At 36.8% G+C, this 22,999-nt stretch carries 16 protein-coding genes; 12 read left to right on the forward strand and 4 right to left on the reverse strand.

The features are described 5' to 3' along the window. Positions 1–161 precede the first annotated feature (161 nt). The 9 genes from ABVM52_RS10845 to ABVM52_RS10885 all read left to right on the forward strand — a co-directional run bounded on the left by ABVM52_RS10845 (position 162) and on the right by ABVM52_RS10885 (position 12,879). Positions 162–1,526, forward strand: coding sequence for a c-type cytochrome (locus ABVM52_RS10845; RefSeq protein ID WP_405380383.1), 1,365 nt, complete (start codon positions 162–164; stop codon positions 1,524–1,526). A gap of 35 nt (positions 1,527–1,561) precedes the next feature. After that, a complete protein-coding gene (locus tag ABVM52_RS10850; protein WP_405380385.1) occupies positions 1,562–4,678 on the forward strand; it encodes a TAT-variant-translocated molybdopterin oxidoreductase in 3,117 nt (1,038 codons plus the stop codon). 34 nt (positions 4,679–4,712) lie between these two features. After that, positions 4,713–6,458 carry an NrfD/PsrC family molybdoenzyme membrane anchor subunit gene (gene nrfD, locus ABVM52_RS10855; RefSeq protein WP_405380387.1) on the forward strand — a complete coding sequence of 582 codons (1,746 nt, stop codon included), beginning with the start codon at positions 4,713–4,715 and terminating at the stop codon, positions 6,456–6,458. A gap of 2 nt (positions 6,459–6,460) precedes the next feature. Continuing rightward, the gene (locus ABVM52_RS10860; RefSeq protein ID WP_405380389.1) at positions 6,461–6,991 is read left to right on the forward strand and encodes a DUF3341 domain-containing protein; all 531 of its coding nucleotides are present in this window, start codon (positions 6,461–6,463) and stop codon (positions 6,989–6,991) included. Positions 6,992–6,993: 2 nt separating this feature from the next. Next, a complete protein-coding gene (locus ABVM52_RS10865; protein ID WP_405380391.1) occupies positions 6,994–7,554 on the forward strand; it encodes a c-type cytochrome in 561 nt (186 codons plus the stop codon). Between the two features lie 15 nt (positions 7,555–7,569). Beyond that, positions 7,570–8,904: a quinol:cytochrome C oxidoreductase gene (locus tag ABVM52_RS10870; protein ID WP_405380393.1), complete on the forward strand. Its 1,335-nt coding sequence runs from the start codon at positions 7,570–7,572 to the stop codon at positions 8,902–8,904. A 32-nt stretch (positions 8,905–8,936) separates the two neighbouring features. Further along, positions 8,937–10,037: a cytochrome c oxidase subunit II gene (locus ABVM52_RS10875; RefSeq protein ID WP_405380395.1), complete on the forward strand. Its 1,101-nt coding sequence runs from the start codon at positions 8,937–8,939 to the stop codon at positions 10,035–10,037. A gap of 67 nt (positions 10,038–10,104) precedes the next feature. Then, complete coding sequence (locus ABVM52_RS10880; RefSeq protein WP_405380397.1) at positions 10,105–11,928, forward strand: cbb3-type cytochrome c oxidase subunit I; 1,824 nt, start codon at positions 10,105–10,107, stop codon at positions 11,926–11,928. 126 nt (positions 11,929–12,054) lie between these two features. Continuing rightward, on the forward strand, positions 12,055–12,879 hold the full coding sequence (locus ABVM52_RS10885; protein WP_405380399.1) for a GIN domain-containing protein: 825 nt from the start codon (positions 12,055–12,057) through the stop codon (positions 12,877–12,879). A 41-nt stretch (positions 12,880–12,920) separates the two neighbouring features. Here the strand turns inward: ABVM52_RS10885 and ABVM52_RS10890 are convergent, their stop codons facing one another. The 4 genes from ABVM52_RS10890 to ABVM52_RS10905 form a co-directional block, all read right to left on the reverse strand. After that, entirely contained in the window at positions 12,921–15,584 is a 2,664-nt protein-coding gene (locus ABVM52_RS10890; RefSeq protein WP_405380401.1) for a hypothetical protein, read from the reverse strand. A 35-nt stretch (positions 15,585–15,619) separates the two neighbouring features. After that, positions 15,620–16,366, reverse strand: coding sequence for a GLPGLI family protein (locus tag ABVM52_RS10895; RefSeq protein ID WP_405380403.1), 747 nt, complete (start codon positions 16,364–16,366; stop codon positions 15,620–15,622). Positions 16,367–16,450: 84 nt separating this feature from the next. After that, positions 16,451–16,849: a hypothetical protein gene (locus tag ABVM52_RS10900; protein ID WP_405380405.1), complete on the reverse strand. Its 399-nt coding sequence runs from the start codon at positions 16,847–16,849 to the stop codon at positions 16,451–16,453. Between the two features lie 111 nt (positions 16,850–16,960). After that, the gene (locus tag ABVM52_RS10905) at positions 16,961–19,225 is read right to left on the reverse strand and encodes an acyl-CoA dehydrogenase (RefSeq protein ID WP_405380407.1); all 2,265 of its coding nucleotides are present in this window, start codon (positions 19,223–19,225) and stop codon (positions 16,961–16,963) included. Between the two features lie 131 nt (positions 19,226–19,356). Between ABVM52_RS10905 and ruvB the strand changes: the two genes are divergently transcribed. From ruvB to gtfA, 3 genes are all read left to right on the forward strand, one after another. Next, entirely contained in the window at positions 19,357–20,379 is a 1,023-nt protein-coding gene (ruvB, locus tag ABVM52_RS10910; protein ID WP_405380409.1) for a Holliday junction branch migration DNA helicase RuvB, read from the forward strand. A 2-nt stretch (positions 20,380–20,381) separates the two neighbouring features. Beyond that, complete coding sequence (gene queG, locus ABVM52_RS10915; RefSeq protein WP_405385119.1) at positions 20,382–21,311, forward strand: tRNA epoxyqueuosine(34) reductase QueG; 930 nt, start codon at positions 20,382–20,384, stop codon at positions 21,309–21,311. Between the two features lie 218 nt (positions 21,312–21,529). Then, a complete protein-coding gene (gene gtfA, locus ABVM52_RS10920; protein ID WP_405380411.1) occupies positions 21,530–22,984 on the forward strand; it encodes a sucrose phosphorylase in 1,455 nt (484 codons plus the stop codon). Positions 22,985–22,999 lie beyond the last annotated feature (15 nt).

Consider the following 22,999-nt stretch of genomic DNA (forward strand, 5'->3'; position numbering starts at 1 on the left):
GTTATTTAGAATATTTCTAAATTGTAAATTATAAATACATTAACATTTTGCAAATAAAGTCTATGTCGTATTTTTGTCTCCGATTTAGGCATTTGGTGGAGAATAATTAGGTTCATCTATGACCAAAATCATGCCAAGATTCCGATAGAAATATTCGATATATGAAAAAGGTTCCATACCGAAATCAGTTTTCTAAAATTTTAGGACTTACCCTAATAGCTTTTTTGTTTTACACGGTTCCAGTGGGTGCGCAGGATGATGCCGCTGGTGAAGTAGCTTCGGCAGATGCTGGCGATGCGAAAAAAGGTAAAGCGTTGTTCAATCAAAATTGTGCTGCCTGCCACGCATTAAACCGTAAAATGACGGGTCCTGCTTTGGCCAATGTCGAGGCGAGATTAAGTGAAGAGGAGGGTCTGGATAGAGAATGGTTGTATTCTTGGATTAAAAATAGTCCAGGAATGATTAAGTCAGGTGATCCTTATGCCAATAAGGTGTATGCGGAGTATAACCAAGCGGCCATGACTGCTTTTCCTACATTGACCAATGAGGATATTGATAATATTTTGGCGTATACGGCTGCGCCTCCACCGGCTGCACCTGCGGCTGCGGCTGGAGCAAATGAAGCGGGTTCTGGCGGTGCTTCTGGTCAAGGTAGCGGGGTGTCAAATGAAATAATATTAGGTGCTCTTGTTCTGGTCTTTGGTTTATTGGTGGTGATGTTGTTGCTGGTGAACAAAACATTGCAGCGAATTGCCCAGGCCAATGGGGTTGTAGTAGAAAAGGAAAAGGCGCAAAAGGGATTGCCTTTGTGGAAGGCTTTTGCGAAAAACCAATTTTTGGTATTGGTCACTGCAATATTGTTGTTGTTGGGTAGTGCTTATTTTGCCTATGGATGGATGATGCAGGTGGGTGTTGATCAAGGTTATGCGCCAATACAGCCCATACATTATTCGCATAAAATACATGCAGGAGATAATAAGATTGAATGTAAATATTGTCACTCTTCTGCGAGAGTATCCAAGCATTCAGGTATACCTTCTTTAAATGTTTGTATGAACTGTCATAAGTCCATTTATGAGTATACCGGTAACCCTGAAGGTCCATCGCAAGAAGATTTGGAAAATGGGTATACGAACGAATTTTATACTGGAGAAATCAAAAAGCTTTATAAGGCTGTAGGTTGGGATGAAACCAATCAAAAATATACTGGTGAAAGTCAGCCTGTAGAATGGGTAAGAATACACAATTTACCTGATTTCGCTTACTTTAACCACTCCCAGCATGTATCTGTGGCCGGTGTAGAATGTCAAACTTGTCACGGTCCAGTAGAGGAAATGGAAATCATGTATCAATATTCTCCGTTGACAATGGGTTGGTGTATTGATTGTCATAGGGAAACCAATGTCAAGGTGGAGGGTAATGAGTACTATGAAAAAATTCATGCAGAACTTTCTAAGAAATATGGTGTCGATAATTTAACGGCTGCGCAATTGGGTGGTCTGGAATGTGGAAAGTGTCACTATTAATAATAATTTAAAGAAGCTAATTACAGATAATACGTATGGCATCAAACAAAAAATATTGGAAAAACGAAGCGGAGTTAAATCCAGATGATTCCATTGTTGAGGCGCTTAAGCAGAACGAGTTTGTAGAGCAGATTCCGGTAGATGATTTCTTGGGGGATAAGGAAACTTTATCTTCTACGAATACCAACCGTAGGGATTTTTTGAAATATGTCGGTTTTAGTACAGCGGCAGCTTCATTGGCTGCGTGTGAGGGTCCGGTTAAGAAATCTATTCCTTACGTTGTGCTTCCTGAGAACATTGTTCCTGGTGTTGCAAACTATTATGCAACTACCGTTGCTAACGGTTTTGACTTTGCGAGTATTTTGATTAAAACCCGTGAAGGTAGACCTATCAAGGTAGAGAATAATACCTTGGCTAAAGTAGGTGGTGCTGCAAATGCAAGAATACAGGCTTCTGTACTTTCTTTATATGATAGCACAAGATTGCAGGGGCCAATGGCCAATGGTGAAGCTGTAGAGTGGAATGTGCTTACGGCGACCATGAAATCTAAATTAGGTGCTTTAAGTGGTTCTTCCAAAAAGATTGCGTTGTTAACGCAGACCTATGCTAGTCCTTCTACCGATCGCCTAATAGCCGAACTAAAGGCTACTAATGAAAATATTGAGCATGTTACTTACGATGCAATTTCGGAGGATGCTGCATTAACGGCTTTTGAAGCAAGATATGGAGAGCGTGCATTAGCTGATTACGATTTTGAAAAAGCTGATTTAATTGTCTCTTTTGGTGCTGATTTTATTGCAGATTGGCAAGGTGGAGGATATGATGCCGGATATTCAAGAGGGCGTGTTCCCAAAGAGGGCAAAATGTCGCGTCACGTACAATTAGAGGCTAATATGTCCTTGACTGGTGCCAATGCAGATAAGCGTATTCCGTTGAAGCCAAGTGCGCAAAAAGTAGTGCTTGCCAAATTATATGGTAAGTTAAACGGTACTAATGTTGGTGGCAACACTTCTGAATATGACGCTACTGTTGATGCGTTGGCAGCGGAATTGAAAAAAGCTGGGTCTAATGCCGTAGTGGTAACTGGTTTAGATGATGTCAATGCCCAAACTGTGGTTTTGGCCATTAATGAAATGCTAAGTAGTAAAGCTTTTGATGCTACTGCACCCAAGTATATAAGAAAAGGTAGTGTAAAGGCATTGACTTCTTTAATAGCCGATATGAAGGCTGGTAGAGTTGGTGCATTAATTATGGATGGGGTTAACCCAATGTATTCTTTGCCCAATGCGGCAGATTTTAAAGAAGGTTTGGAGAAAGTTGATCTTTCTGTTGCATTTACTTCCAACTGGAACGAAACAGCCGAGGCTGTTCAATACGTAGCCGCTTCCAATCATTATTTGGAATCATGGGGAGACATAGAAATTAAAAAAGGACATTATAGTCTAATGCAACCTACTATAAAGGAATTGTTCGATACAAAGCAATTTCAATCAGTTCTGCTAGAACTTTTAGGTAGTGAGCAAACATATTATGAGTATATCAAAGACACATGGTCTTCGTCTATCTTAAACGGTGCCAATTGGAACCAAGCTTTACAGGACGGTGTGTTTGTTGGTAATGGTGAAGTTGTTGTTGGTGATTTAACTCAGTCCAATACATTAAAGGATGATGCTGCTGTAACTTCAAATACCTCTGGAATATCTTCTGCAGTGCGTAGTCTTGCAAATACTACCGGTGAAGGTATGGAGCTTACTTTGTATTCAAAAGTGGGTATGGGTGATGGTCAACAGGCAAGTAACCCTTGGTTGCAGGAGTTCCCAGATCCTATTACAAGAGTTTCTTGGGATAACTATGTAACCATTTCAAAAGCAGATGCTGCTGAATTAGGTGTTGAGAATGTCAATGTCGCCAATGGAGGAATGGATGGTAGCTATGTAAAGTTGACCGTAAATGGTGTCAGTCTTGATAAAGTACCTGTTGTTGTTCAGCCAGGTCAAGCCAAAGGTACCGTAGGTCTTTCTTTTGGTTATGGTAAAACAGTAGGTTTAAAAGATGAAATGCAAACTGGTGTCAATGCTTTTAGACTTTATAACGACTTCAATGCAAACCAGACTGTAAGTGTAGAAAAAGTTGCGGGTAATCATGAATTTGCCTGTATCCAATTACATAAAACCCTTATGGGTAGAGGGGATATCATAAAGGAAACAACCTTAGAGATATTCAATACCAAAAATCATGCGGAATGGAATGAAGTTCCTGTAGTGTCATTGGATCATCAAGAAGTTCCGGCGACATCGGTTGATTTATGGGATAGTTTTGACCGTAGTATTGGTCATCATTTCAACATGTCAATAGATTTAAATGCTTGTACCGGTTGTGGTTCATGTGTTATTGCTTGTCATGCGGAAAATAATGTTCCTGTAGTTGGTAAGGCCGAAGTTAGAAAATCAAGGGATATGCACTGGTTGCGTATCGATAGATATTATTCTTCCGAAGAAACATTTGAGCAGGATAACATTAAAAAGGATGAATTTGATGGCTTAAGTGGTGAAAAGGGTTCATTGGGCGGTTTTGGAGAATTGGAAGATCCTTCCGCTAATCCACAAGTTGCTTTTCAGCCTGTAATGTGTCAGCACTGTAACCATGCGCCTTGTGAAACTGTTTGTCCTGTAGCGGCAACTTCACATGGTAGACAAGGTCAAAATCAAATGGCTTATAACAGATGTGTAGGTACAAGATATTGTGCAAACAACTGTCCATATAAAGTTCGTAGGTTCAACTGGTTCTTGTATAACAACAATGATGAGTTTGATTTCCATATGAACAACGATTTGGGTAAAATGGTATTGAACCCAGATGTTAATGTACGATCAAGAGGTGTTATTGAGAAATGTTCTATGTGTATTCAAAAAACGCAAAAAACTATTTTGGACGCTAAGAGAGACGGTCGTGTTATTGAAGATGGAGAATTCCAAACAGCTTGTTCTTCTGCATGTAGTAATGGAGCTATTGTATTTGGTGACATTAATGACAAGGAGAGTAAAGTGGCTGAATTGAAAGAGAGTGACCGTATGTACCACTTATTGGAGCATATAGGAACCCAGCCAAATGTTTTCTATCATGTTAAGGTTAGAAATACCAACGAAGCATAAAACAAATACTAGAAAGTAATTATAACAAAAGTCTATGGCGTCGCATTACGAAGCACCTATACGTAAACCCCTTGTAACTGGAGACAAAGGTTACCACGATGTAACTGTGGATATAGCTGCACCTGTTGAAGGAAGGGCAAATAAGCATTGGTGGATAGTTTTTTCCATTGCCTTGGTGGCATTTCTTTGGGGAGTAGGTTGTATTATTTACACGGTCTCTACCGGTATCGGTACATGGGGTCTTAACAAATCTGTAAACTGGGCTTGGGATATTACCAACTTCGTTTGGTGGGTAGGTATCGGTCATGCCGGAACACTTATTTCTGCGGTACTTTTATTGTTCCGTCAAAAATGGAGAATGGCAATTAACCGATCGGCTGAAGCAATGACCATTTTCTCGGTTGTTCAAGCAGGGTTGTTTCCAATTATTCACATGGGCCGTCCATGGTTGGCATATTGGGTACTTCCAATACCGAATCAATTTGGTTCCTTGTGGGTAAACTTTAATTCACCACTTCTTTGGGATGTATTCGCGATATCAACATATCTATCTGTATCATTGGTTTTCTGGTGGACAGGTTTACTTCCAGATTTTGCAATGATCCGTGATAGAGCGGTGTTGCCTTTCCAGAAGAAAATATACAGCTTGTTAAGTTTTGGATGGAGTGGTCGTGCCAAAGATTGGCAACGTTTTGAAGAAGTATCCTTGGTACTTGCAGGTTTGGCAACTCCACTGGTACTTTCTGTACATACCATTGTATCGTTTGACTTTGCTACTTCTGTAATACCAGGATGGCATACGACCATTTTTCCTCCGTACTTTGTTGCGGGTGCAATCTTCTCTGGTTTCGCAATGGTGAATACACTGTTGATTATCATGAGAAAAGTGTGCCACTTAGAAAATTATATTACGGTTCAGCACATTGAGCTAATGAACATAGTTATCATGTTAACGGGTTCAATTGTAGGTTGTGCTTATATCACAGAGTTGTTCATGGCTTGGTACTCGGGTGTTGAATATGAGCAGTACGCCTTCTTAAATAGAGCAACAGGACCTTATTGGTGGGCGTACTGGTCAATGATGACTTGTAACGTGTTCTCTCCACAGTTTATGTGGTTCAAGAAATTAAGAACCAGTATTATGTTCTCTTTCTTTATTTCAATTGTTGTGAACATTGGTATGTGGTTTGAAAGATTTGTAATTATCGTAACATCGTTGCACAGGGATTACTTGCCATCTTCATGGACAATGTTCTCGCCAACATTTGTTGATATAGGAATATTCATTGGTACCATAGGTTTCTTCTTTGTATTGTTCTTGTTATATTCTAGAACATTCCCGGTAATTGCGCAGGCTGAAGTAAAATCTATCTTAAAATCATCTGGTGAGAAGTACAAAACCTTAAGGGATGCGGGTAAACCGTTATATACGATAACTCCTATGAAGAGTGAGGTGCAAGAGCCAATTACCGATGATGTTCTTATGGGAGAAGTTGTACCAACTGTGGGAGATAAGGTTGGTGTATCTGACTTATTAAGTGCGGTGGGTACATTTGACTCGACTACCGAGCAAGCCGATGATCTTAAAAAAGTAAAAGGTATTGGTCCTCAAATGGAAGCTACCTTGAACGAAATAGGGATTTATACCTTTGCCCAAGTGGCCAGAATGACTGAACGTGAATACAATTTGTTAGACTCCATTACTGGATCTTTCCCTGGAAGGGCACAGCGTGATGATTGGGCAGGTCAAGCAGCAATTTTATTAAATAACAAAAGATAAATATGGCATCTAAAGTTATACATGCTTTTTACGATGATGATGATGTTTTAATGCATGCCGTTAAGAAGGTTAAGGCAGCAAAACATCATATAGAAGAAGTATATTGTCCTTTTCCTGTACACGGATTGGATAAAGCAATGGGCTTGGCGCCTACTAGAATAGCTATAACATCCTTTTTATATGGGTGTGTAGGTTTAACGGTTGCCGTTCTAATGATGAATTTTATCATGATAGAGGACTGGCCGCAGGATATAGGGGGTAAACCTAGTTTCAGCTACATTGAGAACATGCCGGCTTTTGTACCTATTATGTTCGAGTTAACGGTGTTTTTTGCAGCACACTTAATGGTTATCACTTTTTATCTAAGGAGTAGATTATGGCCGTTTAAAGAAGCGGAAAACCCAGATGTTAGAACTACGGATGATCACTTTCTTATGGAAATTGAAATCCATGATAATGAGCAAGAATTAAAAGATTTATTGATGCAGACCGGTGCTGTTGAAATCAATATATCAGAAAAAAACAGTCATTAAATATGAACAGTTTTAAGAGTATAATATTAGTATTCGTTTTGGTTGTATTGGCAACATCTTGTCACGATAAAAGTGTAAGGAACTATCAATATATGCCAAATATGTATGAATCTGTAGGATATGAAACCTATGGTGAGGCAGCTATTTTACCTAACCAATCAGAGGCATTGGTGCCACCGGCAAACACGGTAAACCGTGGTTGGTTGCCTTATGAAATAGAAAATTCTCCAGAGGGTAAGGAATTGGCTAGATTACAGGCCAGCCCATTAGATTCTATTAATTCTGAAGAAAATTTGGCTAAAGGTGGTCAATTATATACTATCTATTGTGCCATTTGTCATGGTGATAAAGGGGACGGTCAAGGAACTTTGGTGAAAAGAGAAAAAATATTGGGTGTTCCTAGTTATGCAGATCCAGTAAGAAACGTTACGGTTGGTACAACCTATTATACAATTCATTATGGATTGAATTCAATGGGGTCATATGCTTCTCAAATGAATACTGAGGAAATGTGGCAAGTATCTGAATATGTAATGCAATTGAAACAAGATTTAACCAAATAATAGGTAAACAATACTATGTATACGTTTTCAAATAGACTTAAAATAGCTTCCATTATTCTAATGATCGTTGGTGCGTTAGGAATTGTTGGAGGATTTGTAATGGCTCCAGGAAGTATAGAAGAGGCGAAAGAAATGGTGGCAAGTCATGATGACGGTCATGGAGACTCTCACTCGGCGGAAGCTTCTCATGCCAATACGGAAAATGATCATGCAGTTGCCAATGAACATGGTGAGGAACATGATGCTTCACATGATCAGCACTTGTTAGACCAGTTAAAGAATAGACCTTGGGCGGCATTATATGTGGCAGCTTTCTTTTTTATGATGATATCTTTAGGTGTCTTGGCTTTTTATGCCATACAAAGAGCTGCACAAGCTGGTTGGTCACCTTTATTGTTTAGGGTAATGGAGGGTATTACCGCGTATCTTGTTCCTGGTGGAATTATTGTGTTTGTAATACTGTTACTTTCTGTACTGCATATGAACCATCTTTTTATATGGATGGATGCGGATGTGGTTGCCCATGATCATTTGTTACAGGGTAAAGCGGGTTATTTAAATCCTACATTTTTCTTGATAAGGGCTGCTATTTTCTTAGCAGGTTGGATCGGGTATAGAGAGTATTCAAGAAGACTTTCCTTAGCACAGGATGAATCTGATGATAATTCTAATTTTAAATTGAATTTTAGAATATCTGCTGCCTTTTTGGTATTCTATCTAATCTCTGAATCGATTATGTCTTGGGATTGGATTATGAGTGTAGAACCACATTGGTTCAGTACACTATTTGGTTGGTATATTTTTGCCAGTATGTTTGTATCTGGTATTACCGTTATCGCCATGGTTACCATATATCTTAAATCCAAAGGTCTTTTGCCAGATGTTAATGATAGTCATATCCATGATTTGGCCAAATTCATGTTCGGTATCAGTGTATTTTGGACCTACCTTTGGTTTTCACAATTTATGTTGATTTGGTATTCCAATATTCCAGAGGAGGTTACGTATTATGTAACTCGTATATCGGACTATAAATTGCCATTCTTCGGTATGATAGCTATGAACTTTTTGTTCCCTGTTTTGTTATTGATGAACAGTGATTATAAGAGAATAAACTGGTTTGTTGTATTAACGGGTATTGTAATATTGGCAGGTCACTATATGGATATTTTTAACGCGATTATGCCATCCACTGTGGGCGACCAATGGTTTATTGGTATTCCGGAAATAGGTTCGGTGCTGTTCTTTGCCGGTTTATTTATTTTCTGGGTGTTCAGGGCTTTGGCTACTGCACCGTTACAACCTAAACGCAATCCTTTTATCGAGGAAAGTAAGCACTTTCATTATTAATAGATAAGTAAAGTATAATATTTATATACACAATGACGACATTATTGACTTTAGCTGTTCTTGTACTTGTAGCCATTGCCATTTGGCAGTTGACTAAAATATTTGAATTATCACAGCTTAAAACTGCACAAACTCAAATTGCTACGGATAGCGATAATAAGAATAATGGGTACATGTTATTCGGCTTTTTGATATTCATTTATGGTATAACGATATTCAGTTTCTGGAAATATAGCAAGTTTTTATTACCGGAAGCAGCATCTGCCCATGGAGAGGAGTATGATTATTTAATGCTTGTATCGTTCATAATAATCTTTATCGTACAGACAATTACTCAGGCCTTATTGCATTATTTTGGTTATAAGTATAGAGGTAGAGAAGGTCAAAAAGCATTGTTTTATGCAGATAATGACCGTCTTGAATTTATATGGACCATTATTCCTGTAATAGTATTGGCGGGTTTAATTTTATGGGGCTTATACACTTGGACATCGATAATGGATGTAAACGATGAAGATGATCCATTAATTGTTGAGCTTTACGCACAACAATTTAACTGGACCGCTAGATATGGAGGCGCAGACAATGTGTTAGGTGGTGCCAATGTTAGGATGATTGATATTGATAAGGCCAACGTTCTTGGTTTGGATGAGGGTGATACGTATTCACATGATGATGTTATTGTTAAGGAATTGCATTTACCTGTAGGTAGAAAGGTTAATTTTAAAATGCGTTCTCAGGATGTGCTACATTCTGCCTATATGCCTCACTTTAGGGCACAAATGAACTGTGTACCCGGTATGATTACGGAATTCTCTTTTACTCCTATTTATACGACGGAGGAAATGAGGGTAAACCCAGAGGTTATGTCCAAAGTTAAACGAACAAATAAGCTTAGGGCACAAAAATCAGCCAGTGGCGAAGAAACATTAGACCCTTGGCAATTTGATTATGTCTTGCTTTGTAATAAAATCTGTGGTAAGTCGCATTACAACATGCAAATGAAGATTATTGTAGAGACAGAGGAAGAGTATAATGCTTGGATGGAAAGCCAGTCAACCTTTGCCGAGACGGTAATGAAAGATGATACTAACACGGCATTTAATGTGGTAGAAACGGCATCGGTAGATTAGAGATACATTTCCTGATCTATAATAATTAAGCTATAATAAGAAAATTAATAAAACTAAGATTACGATTATGTCAGCAACAGCACATGTAGAGGGTCACGCACACGAAGATCACGGACATCATCATAAAGAAACTTTTGTAACAAAGTATATCTTTAGTATGGATCATAAGATGATCGCAAAACAGTATTTAATTACTGGTGTACTTATAATGGGTTTTATAGGTATAGCGATGTCTTTGTTGTTTAGAATGCAACTGGCTTGGCCTGGTGAATCATTTCCAATTTTTGAAGCATTATTAGGTAAATGGGCACCAGAAGGGGTTATGGATGCAGATGTGTATCTAGCATTGGTAACCATGCACGGTACTATAATGGTATTTTTTGTACTCACAGCAGGTTTAAGTGGTACTTTCAGTAATTTATTGATTCCTTTACAAATAGGGGCTAGGGATATGGCTTCGGGCTTCTTGAATATGGTTTCGTTCTGGTTGTTCTTTGTATCATGTGTTATCATGGTAATATCCTTGTTCGTTGAAGCTGGTCCTGCAGCGGCAGGATGGACAATTTATCCTCCATTGAGTGCCTTGCCTTCTGCACAATCTGGTTCAGGTTTAGGTATGACCTTGTGGTTATCTTCAATGGCTATTTTTATCGCCTCATCATTATTGGGATCATTGAATTATATTGTTACGGTAATCAACATGAGAACCAAAGGTATGTCCATGACAAGGTTACCTTTGACGATTTGGGCATTTTTTGTTACTGCCATTATTGGTGTTATATCTTTCCCGGTATTATTGTCAGCAGCACTTTTATTGATAATGGATAGAGGTTTTGGAACTTCATTTTTCCTATCGGATATATTCATACAAGGTGAAGTTTTGCATTATCAAGGTGGTTCGCCAGTTTTGTTTGAGCATTTATTCTGGTTCCTGGGTCACCCAGAAGTATATATTGTTTTATTACCTGCTTTGGGTATTACATCAGAAGTAATGTCAACAAATGCGCGTAAACCTATTTTTGGATATCGTGCCATGGTAGCGTCTATACTTGCTATTGCATTTCTTTCTACTATAGTATGGGGTCACCATATGTTTATATCAGGTATGAATCCGTTCTTAGGCTCGGTATTTACCTTTACAACATTATTGATTGCTATACCATCTGCCGTTAAGTCCTTTAACTACATAACCACGTTATGGAAAGGTAATCTGCAGATGAATCCGGCCATGTTGTTTTCTATTGGCCTGGTATCAACTTTTATTACTGGTGGACTTACTGGTATTATTTTAGGGGATAGTACATTGGATATTAATGTACATGACACCTATTTTGTGGTTGCTCACTTCCATTTGGTAATGGGTATTTCTGCACTTTATGGTTTATTTGCCGGTGTATATCACTGGTTCCCTAAAATGTTTGAAGGAAGACTAATGAATAAGAACTTAGGTTACGTTCACTTTTGGGTAACTGCAATATGTGCGTACGGAGTATTTTTCCCAATGCACTTTGTAGGTATGGCAGGTGTACCAAGAAGATATTATGAAAATACTGCTTTTCCTATGTTTGATGAATTAGCGGATATTCAAGTTTTAATGACTGTATTCGCTATTACAGCAGGTGCAGCACAGCTTATCTTTGTAGGTAACTTTATCTACAGTATGTTCTACGGTAAAATTGGACCTAAGAATCCATGGAAATCCAATACTTTGGAGTGGACTGCAGAGCAAAAACATGTTCACGGTAACTGGGACGGACCTATTCCAGAAGTACACAGATGGGCATATGATTATAGTAAGGTAGATGAAAATGGTGAGTATATTTTACCTGGGCAGGATTATGTTCCTCAACACATACCATTACAACAGGATGAAGAAGAATTAAATCATTAGACGATTAAATATTTTATAAAGAGCCCAACTTATCAAAGTTGGGCTTTTTTTATTGCTGAAATTATTTAGTTATTTTATGGTAGCATAAAATTCTATATCTTCCCATTTTACTAAACACTAGGGATTATGAAGAAGTTATTGGTTGTATTGTTGTTGTTAACAGGATTACAAATATTTGGACAAAGAAAACCAAAAATAAAGGGTAATAAGAATATCATAGAATTACGGGAAGATGTACAACCTTTTACCGCTATTGAGCTTGTGGATGATTTGGATATTGTACTCCAAAAAGCTTCACAAGAAGGCTACGCATTGGTGATTGATGATAATTTGGTCGATGTACTAAAATTTGATGTTGATAATGGTGTATTAAAAATCTCCAGTTTTTATAATATTACTTCTAAAAAGAAACTTGAAATCATCGTTTTTTTTACCGAACTATCCTCGGTTAAAATGCTAAACGGAAAAATTAGTATGAAAGATGTCATATCAACAGATCAACTACGTGTTGTTACTTCAGGTACTTCTAGATTGGAACTTAATGCAACTGCAGATGTCGTAGATATTAGTATGGAAGAAATTAGTTCAGGTGACTTTAATATAGCTAGCGATTCCTTAACGCTAACACTAAAAGATCGCATTGATGTTAAGTTATATACCACAGGTGTAAATAATGCCATATACATGTATAAAAATGCTTCTGCAAAAGTTGAGGGAACAGCAGATGTTTTAAATGCGAAATTATATGGCGGTAGTTCGCTAAAAGCCTCCGATCTTCAAGCAGGGGATGTTTACTTGTCTACCGAAGATTCTTCAGATGCTGAAATCCGTGCTTTAAATACGTTTCAACTTAGCGCAAAGGGTTCTTCCAAAACTAAACTTTATGGTGATGCCAGTATAGAAATCATTGATTTCTTGGATACATCAAGATTGGAGAAGGAAAAAAACTAATTAGCAATGGGCGCTGTTAAGCAATGGTCAGGATTAATGTTTTAATATTTAATATTAATTGTAAACAATAAAAGTCTATCAAACAAAGATTCAGTTATTATTGTTGTAGAAAAGTCGTTATTTCTCACATTGCCTATTAAACTTTGATTGAGTAAATTTCTGCCCTCTAAAGAATATGAAATAGTTTTCTTCTTATTTTCTAGTAATATAGAACTATTAAGTGTTAAGGTGTTGTTACTTCCATTATTTAGATTTGGAACCGTGTAATTTAAATTATTCACAATCCTTAAACTAGATTTTGGAACATAGGTTACATTAAATTTATTAATGATTCCTTGGTTACTAAATCCTTCATCAACATAGTTGAAAAAATCTGTTTTTGTATAGGTTAGGTTATTGCCAAATAGAAACTTTCCAATAAAAGATGTTCCAATTGCTAAATGTGTATTTATAGATTCCATTTTGTTAAAACGTAATTCCGAATCATTTACAATGTTTACATAATTAGAATTATTGTAAGTGGAGTTAAAGCGAATAGTGGAGCGTAATTGATTTATATACTTGCTAAAATTAAAACTCCAAATTCTATCTTCTGAACTATTGTTGAACCCAATGTTCATAATAACATTTAAATTGCTGTTGATAGTATTGGTTATGAGATAGGTATTGTTGTGTTTATTATATCTAAAACCTAAACTAAGATTGGTATCTTTTATTAAATTATTATAGTTGTAATATATACTGGCAGTACTTGAACGAAGATTATCAAAGTTGAGTTCATTCTTTTCTAGTCTTCTATTTGAGCGTAAAATAAAATTGGTATAGAGGTTTTCTTCATTAGGAATCTCGTTCAAATATTCCAATCGTGATGATATACTATTTCTTTTATCGAAATGGTAATTAAATCTTACATAGGCGTCCATCAGTCCTTCTGAATTATTACGATTTCTTGATAATGTGGCATCGGTATAATTGTAGGTATATAACTTTAAATTTATACTTGGTCTAAAACTAAAATTTGAAAGTTTTAAAAAATATTCAGCGGAAATTTCCGGAACAAATACCTCATAATCTATATCGTTTTCAAATGCAGTATTTCCGTCCGTATTGGATAACGTGCTCCTTAAGGTATTTTTAAAATAAATAGTTTTAAGTTTTAAGTTGAATTTGTCTTTTTCGCTAAGTTTTTGGTAATAATTACTTATCAAACGTACTTGCTGTTTTCTAGAGAATGAGCTTTGAGTATTACTTTTTCCCAAAATGGGGGAGTAGGTGTTAAAATCTATTCCAGAAAAAAGAGTTAGATCTTCAGGTTTTTCACTGTAGGCAAAAAGACCTTCTAATTTTAATGCTTTTGTGTCATCAATTCTTAGCGTATATGTAGAATTATTGGAAACGAACACATCATTAAATATGGTGTTTTCACCTTGTTGTTGTTCATTACGTATACCTAATAATTGTCTTTCGTTCCTAAGTTTGGAAAATTTAATATTTGTGGTCCAAGACTTTGAAGAAGAAGCAAATTTTTGAAAATAGATACTAGAATTAAAGTAGTTGGGTTTTATTAAATTACTATTACTTTCCTCTATCTGTATGGTGTCATTCTCTCCATTTCCAATTAAAGTGAGTTGACTTCTTTGTTCTAGAGACCGATCAGCAAGGGCGTCAATATTAAGACGAAGGGTTTCGGTATCCGATAATTTTGGTAATAGGTTTATGCTACCAAAATATTCATTGTTTGAAATACTATTGTTTTCTGGGAATAAATTAGAATTGTCCCCTACGTAGCTAGGGGCATCCAAGCCATTGGAATGTTGCTCCTTTAGTTTATCTATAAACTCTGTAGCGTCAAAATTTGAATTTTCCAAATCATTACCGATAGAATTAAACGAAGCAATGCCAAATGCTTTAAACGGTTTGGAAACAGTAATGGCAGTTGTATTTACAGAAAACCTATTTCCGTTGGCATAAGAAGTTTCTGCATCTCCAGATAGTGATACGCCTTTTCCAAACTTTAAATTTAATGCGACAATATCATTTTCGCTTAACCCTTGCAACAAGGAATTCTCTTCAAAATTTTCAATGGCTTCAATACCTTTAATATGGCTTGCATTGATTCTTTTTGTGCCTACCGTATAGTTGCCATTGAATAAATTGTCCCCATCAAGAAGTACATTGCTAACATTTTTACCCTTAAATTGTAATCTACCTCTACTATCAATGACTACTCCAGGTAGCTTTTGTAAAATTTCTTCTACCACACGTTCCGTACCATCCGTTAATTTTTCCAAATTAAAGTTAGTAGTATCATTTTTTACGATGACTCTAGGTGCCGCCCTAATTTCAACTTCCTCAAGTTCCTCAACCCTATTTTTCAGTTTAAAATTTTCAAAAATTTTAAGAGCGTTTTTATCAATGACAATCTTTTTGGTCAAGGTTTCATGAACCAAGGATGAAGTTGCTAGAAGAAGACTTTTTCTATTGGTTTGATGTATTATTTTAAACCTCCCAAAATCATCTGTAATGGCGAATGCAACAACCAGACTTAAGCTATCATTTGTTTTTAATAAGACATCTATATTGGGTATTGGCTTATTAAGTTCATTTGTAACCGTACCTGATACCATAATTTCCTTTTGTCCTAAGGCAATACTTAAAAACAATGAAAAAAATGTGATGGTAAGATAATTCCTTAATTTCACCATATTTGTAAAACCAAATTATTGGAGGGGTATTGACCTTAATTTCCTTCAACGATAACTTCCATTCTTAGGCCGGGACTTACCTTTGGTATCCCCATGGTCATAGAATTGGAGCTTCCTATGGATTGTATTTGACTACCAACCTTGTTCTTGTGCTTTTCCCAGGATTGTTTATATTTTTCAACAAAAGTTTCCCAAGTAATTGTTTCGTTACCTTCTGTAAAAGGATAGGCAATAGGCCCGCTAAAATTTTTAATGGCTATACTTTTGGCTTCTATAGCTATTTTATTATCATCTGTGTATAGGGCCAGTACCACACCGGGCAAGCCATTAAATTTTAAGGGGGCGGCCCTAAAAGGAATTTTAGAAGTAAAATAAGCAATATAATTACGCCCCCTAAAGGAAGTAGTGGCCTCTTGACATAATTGATTTAATATGGTTTTCGTTTGGCCCGTTAGTTGCCAATTAAATTGTGGAAATGGCTCTTTTATAAAATATTGTTTGGCCAATACTTCTATATCTTTGGAAATTATTGAATCACGTGTTTTGAAAATAGATTCATATGTAGTTTTAGGACTTGCTTCAATTGCCCCATACGCCCTGTACATTATTGTTTTTGTGATCGTTGATAAGGACTCTTTATTGTTGCTGACTAATTCTATAAGTCTTATTTCAGGATAGTAATCTTTAAAAAAATAATCATATTCAACATGTAATACTTTATTTTGAGCACTTAACTGAATTGAAATAAAGCTAATTAAAACAAAATATAATTTAAAAGGCATAATTATCTAGTTTATAAAATAAATAAGGCGTTAAATACAAATTTAACGCCAAAATTGTCTTTTTGGAGAAAAAACTTAATGGGATTAAGGCATAGGAGGGTCTACTTCCTCGCACAAACCACTATTATAGGATTTAAAATGTGAATATCCCATTTTTTCAGCCCATAGCGGGCTAACACCACAAACTTGTCCGGTCGTACAATCACCATTGGTGTAAGCGCAGCCATATTCGGTCAGCAGTGCTAAATTTTGAATCATCTCCATTTCATTGATTAATCCATCCTCACTTTCTGCAAAACGTTTATCAATTTCCTTCTTTATAAGTTCTGTATAATATGCTGTTAAAATGACTTTTTGCTTTTCAATATCCATATTATTTAAAGTGTCCACACTTTCGTTGGTAGTTGAATAATTATTAAAACTTGAAAATGATACTAAGGTAATAAATAAGCCGCCTAGTAATAAAAAAGAATAACGTTTCATAATGATTGGTATTTAATTAGTAGTAAAAATCTTAAATCATTTGTAAGGTATCTTTTTTTTTTTTGAATTTATCAATGGCATTATGTTAAAATTAAGTTAATATGATACTAGCTAATTAGCAATAGGCGCTGTTAAGCAATGGTCAGGAATACCAAAACCATCTACCAGTTCATTTATGTGCGGTCTTAATTCCGTACATAGCCTTTCTACCCGCTGTCTAATGGCTTTACTTTTAGTACTTCCTATATATCCTTGTTCCAAATACCACGAGGCATCGTTTCGTATCTCGTTTAAGGCATACAATGTTCCCAGCTTATCAAACAGGGCCTTGTAGACAGGGTCCTCAATATGGGTGTTATGTGCTATAAATGATTTGTAGGCCAATTCTACACTATACGCTTTTCCAAGCTTCATTAAATGGGTCTGTACTTTTAAAAAGGCTTGATATGACGGCATGCCTTTTTTAATATAACTGCGTATTCGCATTGCCAAAGTGTAGGTTAGTCTTCGTGTCCTGTGCTCAAAGGCATGGACGTGAAATTTAGGATTATATAAATGATCCTTGTCTACTTTATTGGTGTATAACGGATTTATAGTAGCCAGTTTATCGCTTAATTGACTACTTAAAATTTTAAGCACGGATGAAAATCCGGCACTGTTGAATTCAGCTTTAAAATCGGACAATACGCCCTTGGCCGCTAATTGCAACAATACATTATTATCGCCTTCAAATGTGGTAAATATGTCCACATCACCTTTTAAATCGGCAATTCTATTTTCCAATAGATACCCCTTTCCTCCACAAGCTTCCCTACATTCTTGGATGGTATCATTGGCATACCATGTTATAATGGATTTTAACCCTGCCACTTGTGTTTCCACTTGTCTTTTATCCTCTTGGCTATCGTCACAATAAAGTGCCATCATATGGTCTAGGGTTACATGGTATACATAGGCACTTGCTACAAGAGGCGTCAATCGTAATTGGTGAGACGGGTAATCCATTAATAGATCTTCCTGTACTTTAACGCTATCGTTAAACTGTCTGCGTTTTAACGCGTGCTTTATGGCCACGGTCAATGCATATTTTGCTCCACCCAAGCCAGCTCTAGCAACGCAAATTCTGCCGCCTACCAATGTTCCCAACATGGTAAAGAAACGCTTGTTGGGATTTTTAATTTCCGAGTAATAGCTGCCATTGGCCAGTATAGTGCCATACTTATTTAAAAGGTTCTCTTTGGGTACGGAAACTTGGTTAAACCAAATCTTACCATTGTCTACCCCGTTTAGGCCTAACTTATAACCATTGTCCTCAATGCGGATGCCTGGTAACAGTTCATGTTTTTCGTTTCTTAAGGGTACTAAAATGGCATGTACGCCTTCATTTTTTCCATCTACGATCAATTGTGCAAAAACCGAAGCCATCTTTGAGTGGAGTGCATTACCAATATATTCCTTGTTATCATTTTTTCCCGGGGTATGTATGATAAAGGTTTCTGTGGTTTTATCATAGGTTGCTGTGGTTTTAATACCCCTAACATTTGATCCATGACCCGTTTCTGTCATGGCAAAACAGCCTAGTAATTCCGCCTCTCCGGTTTTGGTTAAATACTTGTCATGGTGTTTTTTGGTCCCTAACTTTTGAATGCTCCCCCCAAAGAGGCCAAACTGAACGCCAAATTTAATGGTTAAACTTCCGTCCACATACATCATGTTTTCAAATATTGTTGCATAGCCTTCCATATTATCCGTGCCGCCATAGGCTTTGGGGTAGGCCATTGCACCATATCCTTTTTCCGCTAAAAACTGTACTTGGTTCAATACATGATTTCTAAAAACTTCTTTATCCCGGTGAATTTCCCAATCAAATAAAGAGTCTTTTATTACTGATCTAAATTGATCGATGACTTCGGCATGCTTCCCTTTTAATATGGTGTCTATTTTGTCCGCATCATACTGGGAAAGATTTTTACTGACATCAATCTGTACCTCAAACAAATGGTTGTAATGGTTTGGTTGTATTCCTAGATTGATTTCTATGTGCTTAATTTGTTCGTTAAATTCAATGTCCTGAAAATAATGCGCACTTATTTTTTGACTTAATACGGTCAACGGATAGGTCTCATGTTCCACTAACTTAATACCACTTTTGGTAATTAGTTGTTTCCATGATTTAAACAAGGAATCCTTTGGCGGGTTGTTTACATCTAACCATTTATATAATTGCTTTTTATCGGCTGAATTTAAAGAATCATCATTGGCTATGGCCTTTTCTACCACGTTGATTTCAGAGGCGGACAGTAGGTCATCTGACCAAATAATATAAAAAACCGGAATGTATTGTAGAATTTCTGCAGTATATTGTTTTGTAGTCATAAGTTGAAATTACAAATTTTATGCACATTTCCTGATAGTTTTTTCGGCTTCCTTTATGGAATCTTAAAAAGCTGATGATGGTGACAACTATCTTATCAAGTTAATGGGGGTTTGTCTATCTTTGTTAGGTTATGAATGAGCATTTAGACCCGTCTTCGGAAAATTTCTCCAATGAAGAGTTGGACATAGAAAGAGCGTTAAGGCCCGTAAATTTTGATGATTTTACCGGTCAGGAACAGGTTCTTGAAAATCTAAAGGTTTTTGTGGAAGCGGCAAACAGAAGGGGAGAGGCCTTGGATCATACACTGTTTCACGGACCACCTGGACTTGGTAAGACCACCTTGGCCAATATTTTGGCCAATGAGTTGGGTGTGGGCATTAAGATAACTTCTGGCCCTGTTTTGGACAAACCAGGGGATTTGGCTGGCTTATTGACCAATCTGGATGAAAGAGATGTATTGTTTATTGATGAAATTCATCGTTTAAGCCCTATTGTTGAGGAGTATCTATATTCAGCAATGGAGGATTTTAGGATAGATATTATGATCGAGACCGGACCAAATGCACGGTCGGTCCAAATTAATCTAAATCCTTTTACCTTGATCGGTGCAACTACACGATCCGGATTATTGACCGCACCTATGCGTGCAAGGTTTGGTATACAAAGTAGGTTGCAGTATTATTCAACTGAACTACTTTCTACAATAGTTGAGCGTAGTGCAGAAATATTACGGGTGCCAATTTCTCATGATGCGGCCATAGAAATTGCTGGTAGAAGTAGGGGTACGCCTAGAATTTGCAACGCTTTGTTAAGAAGGGTGAGAGATTTTGCCGAGATCAAAGGCAACGGCACCATAGATATGGAAATTTCCAAGTTTGGACTTAAGGCATTAAACGTAGATGCCCATGGATTGGACGAAATGGATAATAAAATATTACTCACCATTATAGATAAGTTTAAAGGTGGGCCGGTAGGTATTACAACCTTGGCTACCGCAGTTTCTGAAAGTGCGGAAACCATAGAAGAGGTGTATGAACCTTTTTTGATACAACAAGGATTTATTATGCGTACCCCAAGGGGGCGTGAGGTCACTGAACTTGCGTATAGACATCTTGGTAGAATAAAAGGAGGAATTCAACCAGGTTTATTTTGAGTATAGATAAAGTAAGTAAATGGACAAAAAGTATTAAGACCGAAGCCAAACGCCTCGGTTTTTTATCATGTGGGGTTTCCAAGGCCACATTTTTAGAGGAAGAAGCGCCAAGACTTGAAAAATGGTTGCAAAAAAATATGCATGGTGAAATGACCTATATGGAAAACCATTTTGACAAGCGGTTAGATCCTAGGTTGTTGGTAGAAGGCTCTAAGAGCGTGATCTCCTTATTACTCAATTATTATCCAGAAGAAACCCAGACTTCTGACACCTATAAAATCTCCAAATATGCCTATGGTCAAGATTATCATCATGTGATCAAAACAAAACTAAGAGCCTTACAAGAATTCATTACCAATGAAATTGGAGAGGTTAATGGCCGTGCTTTTGTAGACTCGGCCCCGGTTTTGGATAAAGCTTGGGCGGCTAAAAGCGGACTGGGATGGATCGGTAAAAACAGCAATCTTTTAACCCAACAGGTTGGATCCTTTTATTTTATAGCGGAATTGATCGTAGATATTGAGCTGGAATATGATCATGCGGTTACAGATCATTGTGGAACATGTACGGCGTGCCTAGATGCCTGCCCTACCCAGGCAATTGTAGAACCTTATGTTGTAGACGGTAGTAAATGTATTTCATATTTTACTATAGAGTTGAAAAATGAACTGCCCCAAGAGGTGAAAGGGTCATTTGGCGATTGGGCATTTGGTTGCGATGTCTGCCAGGATGTTTGTCCTTGGAACCGTTTTTCCAAACCTCACTCAGAACCATTGTTTAATCCTCATCCAGACTTGTTGTCCATGTCCAAAAAGGACTGGGAAGAAATAACCGAGGATGTATTTAAGAAAGTCTTCAAAAAATCGGCAGTGAAAAGAACCAAATTTGCCGGACTTCAACGTAATATAGATTTTTTGAAAAACACGGAGTAGCTATTTTTAGTTGATTTCAATGGTGTTTTTAATATTTATCACACTAAAAATTCATGTTTTAAATTTTTTTATCCAACGCAAACGTTTGAAATTTATTTGGAGCCGGTTAATGATGATACTTGCTTATTTTTTAAGCTTTTAAGTACTATATTGGCCTCCGGTTAGTGAAAAAAATCTTTTTAAAAACGCTAATCGGTGATCAATTTTAATATTTCCCAATGAATAATAAGGTACAATTAATTACCTATGTAGATAGGTTAGGATGTGAAAATATTAATGGTTTAAACGGGCTATTGCAGAATCAATTGAAAGAACTGTTCGGTGGTGTGCATTTGTTACCGTTTTATTATCCTATTGATGGGGAGGATGCCGGTTTTGACCCTATAGACCACAAGCAAATAGATGAACGTTTGGGAAATTGGAACGACCTAAAGAACCTAAGTGGATCGGTAGACGTAATGGCAGATTTGATCGTAAACCATATGTCTGCAAAGTCGTCTGAATTTCAGGATTTTTTAAAGCATGGGGAGCAATCTGAATATGCCGAACTTTTCTTGACCTTTGATAAAGTGTTTCCTAATGGGGCTACGGAAAAAGACCTTTTGGAAATTTATAGGCCCAGACCAGGATACCCTTTTTCCAAAATGAAAATGGATAATGGGGAGGAGCGTATCATATGGACTACGTTTACTACCAATCAAATAGATATTGATGTGTATTCTTCAAAAGGAGTTGCTTATTTAGAGGGCATTTTAAACGAGTTCCAGAAAGCTGGTGTAAATATGATTAGGTTAGATGCTGCGGGATATGCCATAAAAAAAGCGGGTACAAGCTGTTTTATGATTGACGAGACTTTTTCTTTTATCGATGAACTTACATTAAAAGCTAAAAAAATGGGTATCGCCGTTCTTGTGGAAATCCATTCTTTCTACAAAACCCAAATTGAAATAGCCAAAAAAGTAGATTTTGTATATGATTTTGCATTGCCGGTCCTAGTTTTGGATACTTTGTTCCATGCCAATGCCCAAAATTTAAAAAATTGGTTGGAGATAAGTCCAAGAAACGCAATAACGGTACTTGATACACATGACGGTATTGGTATTATAGATGTGGCATCGGAAAATGGAAAAAAAGGCCTTATAGATGACAATACCTTAGACGATATTGTAGAACGTATGCACACCAATAGCGGCAATACAAGTAGAAAGGCAACTGGAGCAGCAGCTTCAAACTTAGATTTATACCAGGTTAATTGCACGTATTTTGAAGCATTGGGTAAAGATGAAAACGCATATTTTGCGGCAAGGGCCATTCAGTTTTTTGTACCTGGTATTCCCCAAGTTTATTATGTAGGTCTTTTTTCGGGGGAAAATGACATGGAGCTTTTGGCCAAAACCAACGTAGGTAGGGATATTAATAGGCATTACTATAATGTTCAAGAAATAGATGCTCATATAAAAACCCCCTTTTTTAAGAATTTTAAAAAATTGATGCTCCTACGTAATAGCCATAGTGCGTTTAATGGAACGTTCAATTTAATACCTACGGAATCTTCTATATTAAATATAAAGTGGGAAAAGGAAAATGAATGGGTTGCACTTTTCATTGATTTAACTACAATGGATATTAAAATTACTTATACAGAAGATAATAAAGTGCAGGAACTGTTGTAATTATAGTTGGGTAGA

The sequence above is a fragment of the Maribacter sp. LLG6340-A2 genome (assembly GCF_045057105.1).
Taxonomy (GTDB): domain Bacteria; phylum Bacteroidota; class Bacteroidia; order Flavobacteriales; family Flavobacteriaceae; genus Maribacter.

Excerpts from the sequence above, each read along its gene's own strand:
- ABVM52_RS10845 (WP_405380383.1), top strand. The coding sequence starts at position 162 with ATGAAAAAGGTTCCATACCGAAATCAGTTTTCTAAAATTTTAGGACTT.
- ABVM52_RS10850 (WP_405380385.1), top strand. The coding sequence starts at position 1,562 with ATGGCATCAAACAAAAAATATTGGAAAAACGAAGCGGAGTTAAATCCA.
- nrfD (WP_405380387.1), top strand. The coding sequence starts at position 4,713 with ATGGCGTCGCATTACGAAGCACCTATACGTAAACCCCTTGTAACTGGA.
- ABVM52_RS10860 (WP_405380389.1), top strand. The coding sequence starts at position 6,461 with ATGGCATCTAAAGTTATACATGCTTTTTACGATGATGATGATGTTTTA.
- ABVM52_RS10865 (WP_405380391.1), top strand. The coding sequence starts at position 6,994 with ATGAACAGTTTTAAGAGTATAATATTAGTATTCGTTTTGGTTGTATTG.
- ABVM52_RS10870 (WP_405380393.1), top strand. The coding sequence starts at position 7,570 with ATGTATACGTTTTCAAATAGACTTAAAATAGCTTCCATTATTCTAATG.
- ABVM52_RS10875 (WP_405380395.1), top strand. The coding sequence starts at position 8,937 with ATGACGACATTATTGACTTTAGCTGTTCTTGTACTTGTAGCCATTGCC.
- ABVM52_RS10880 (WP_405380397.1), top strand. The coding sequence starts at position 10,105 with ATGTCAGCAACAGCACATGTAGAGGGTCACGCACACGAAGATCACGGA.
- ABVM52_RS10885 (WP_405380399.1), top strand. The coding sequence starts at position 12,055 with ATGAAGAAGTTATTGGTTGTATTGTTGTTGTTAACAGGATTACAAATA.
- ABVM52_RS10890 (WP_405380401.1), bottom strand. The coding sequence starts at position 15,584 with ATGGTGAAATTAAGGAATTATCTTACCATCACATTTTTTTCATTGTTT.
- ABVM52_RS10895 (WP_405380403.1), bottom strand. The coding sequence starts at position 16,366 with ATGCCTTTTAAATTATATTTTGTTTTAATTAGCTTTATTTCAATTCAG.
- ABVM52_RS10900 (WP_405380405.1), bottom strand. The coding sequence starts at position 16,849 with ATGAAACGTTATTCTTTTTTATTACTAGGCGGCTTATTTATTACCTTA.
- ABVM52_RS10905 (WP_405380407.1), bottom strand. The coding sequence starts at position 19,225 with ATGACTACAAAACAATATACTGCAGAAATTCTACAATACATTCCGGTT.
- ruvB (WP_405380409.1), top strand. The coding sequence starts at position 19,357 with ATGAATGAGCATTTAGACCCGTCTTCGGAAAATTTCTCCAATGAAGAG.
- gtfA (WP_405380411.1), top strand. The coding sequence starts at position 21,530 with ATGAATAATAAGGTACAATTAATTACCTATGTAGATAGGTTAGGATGT.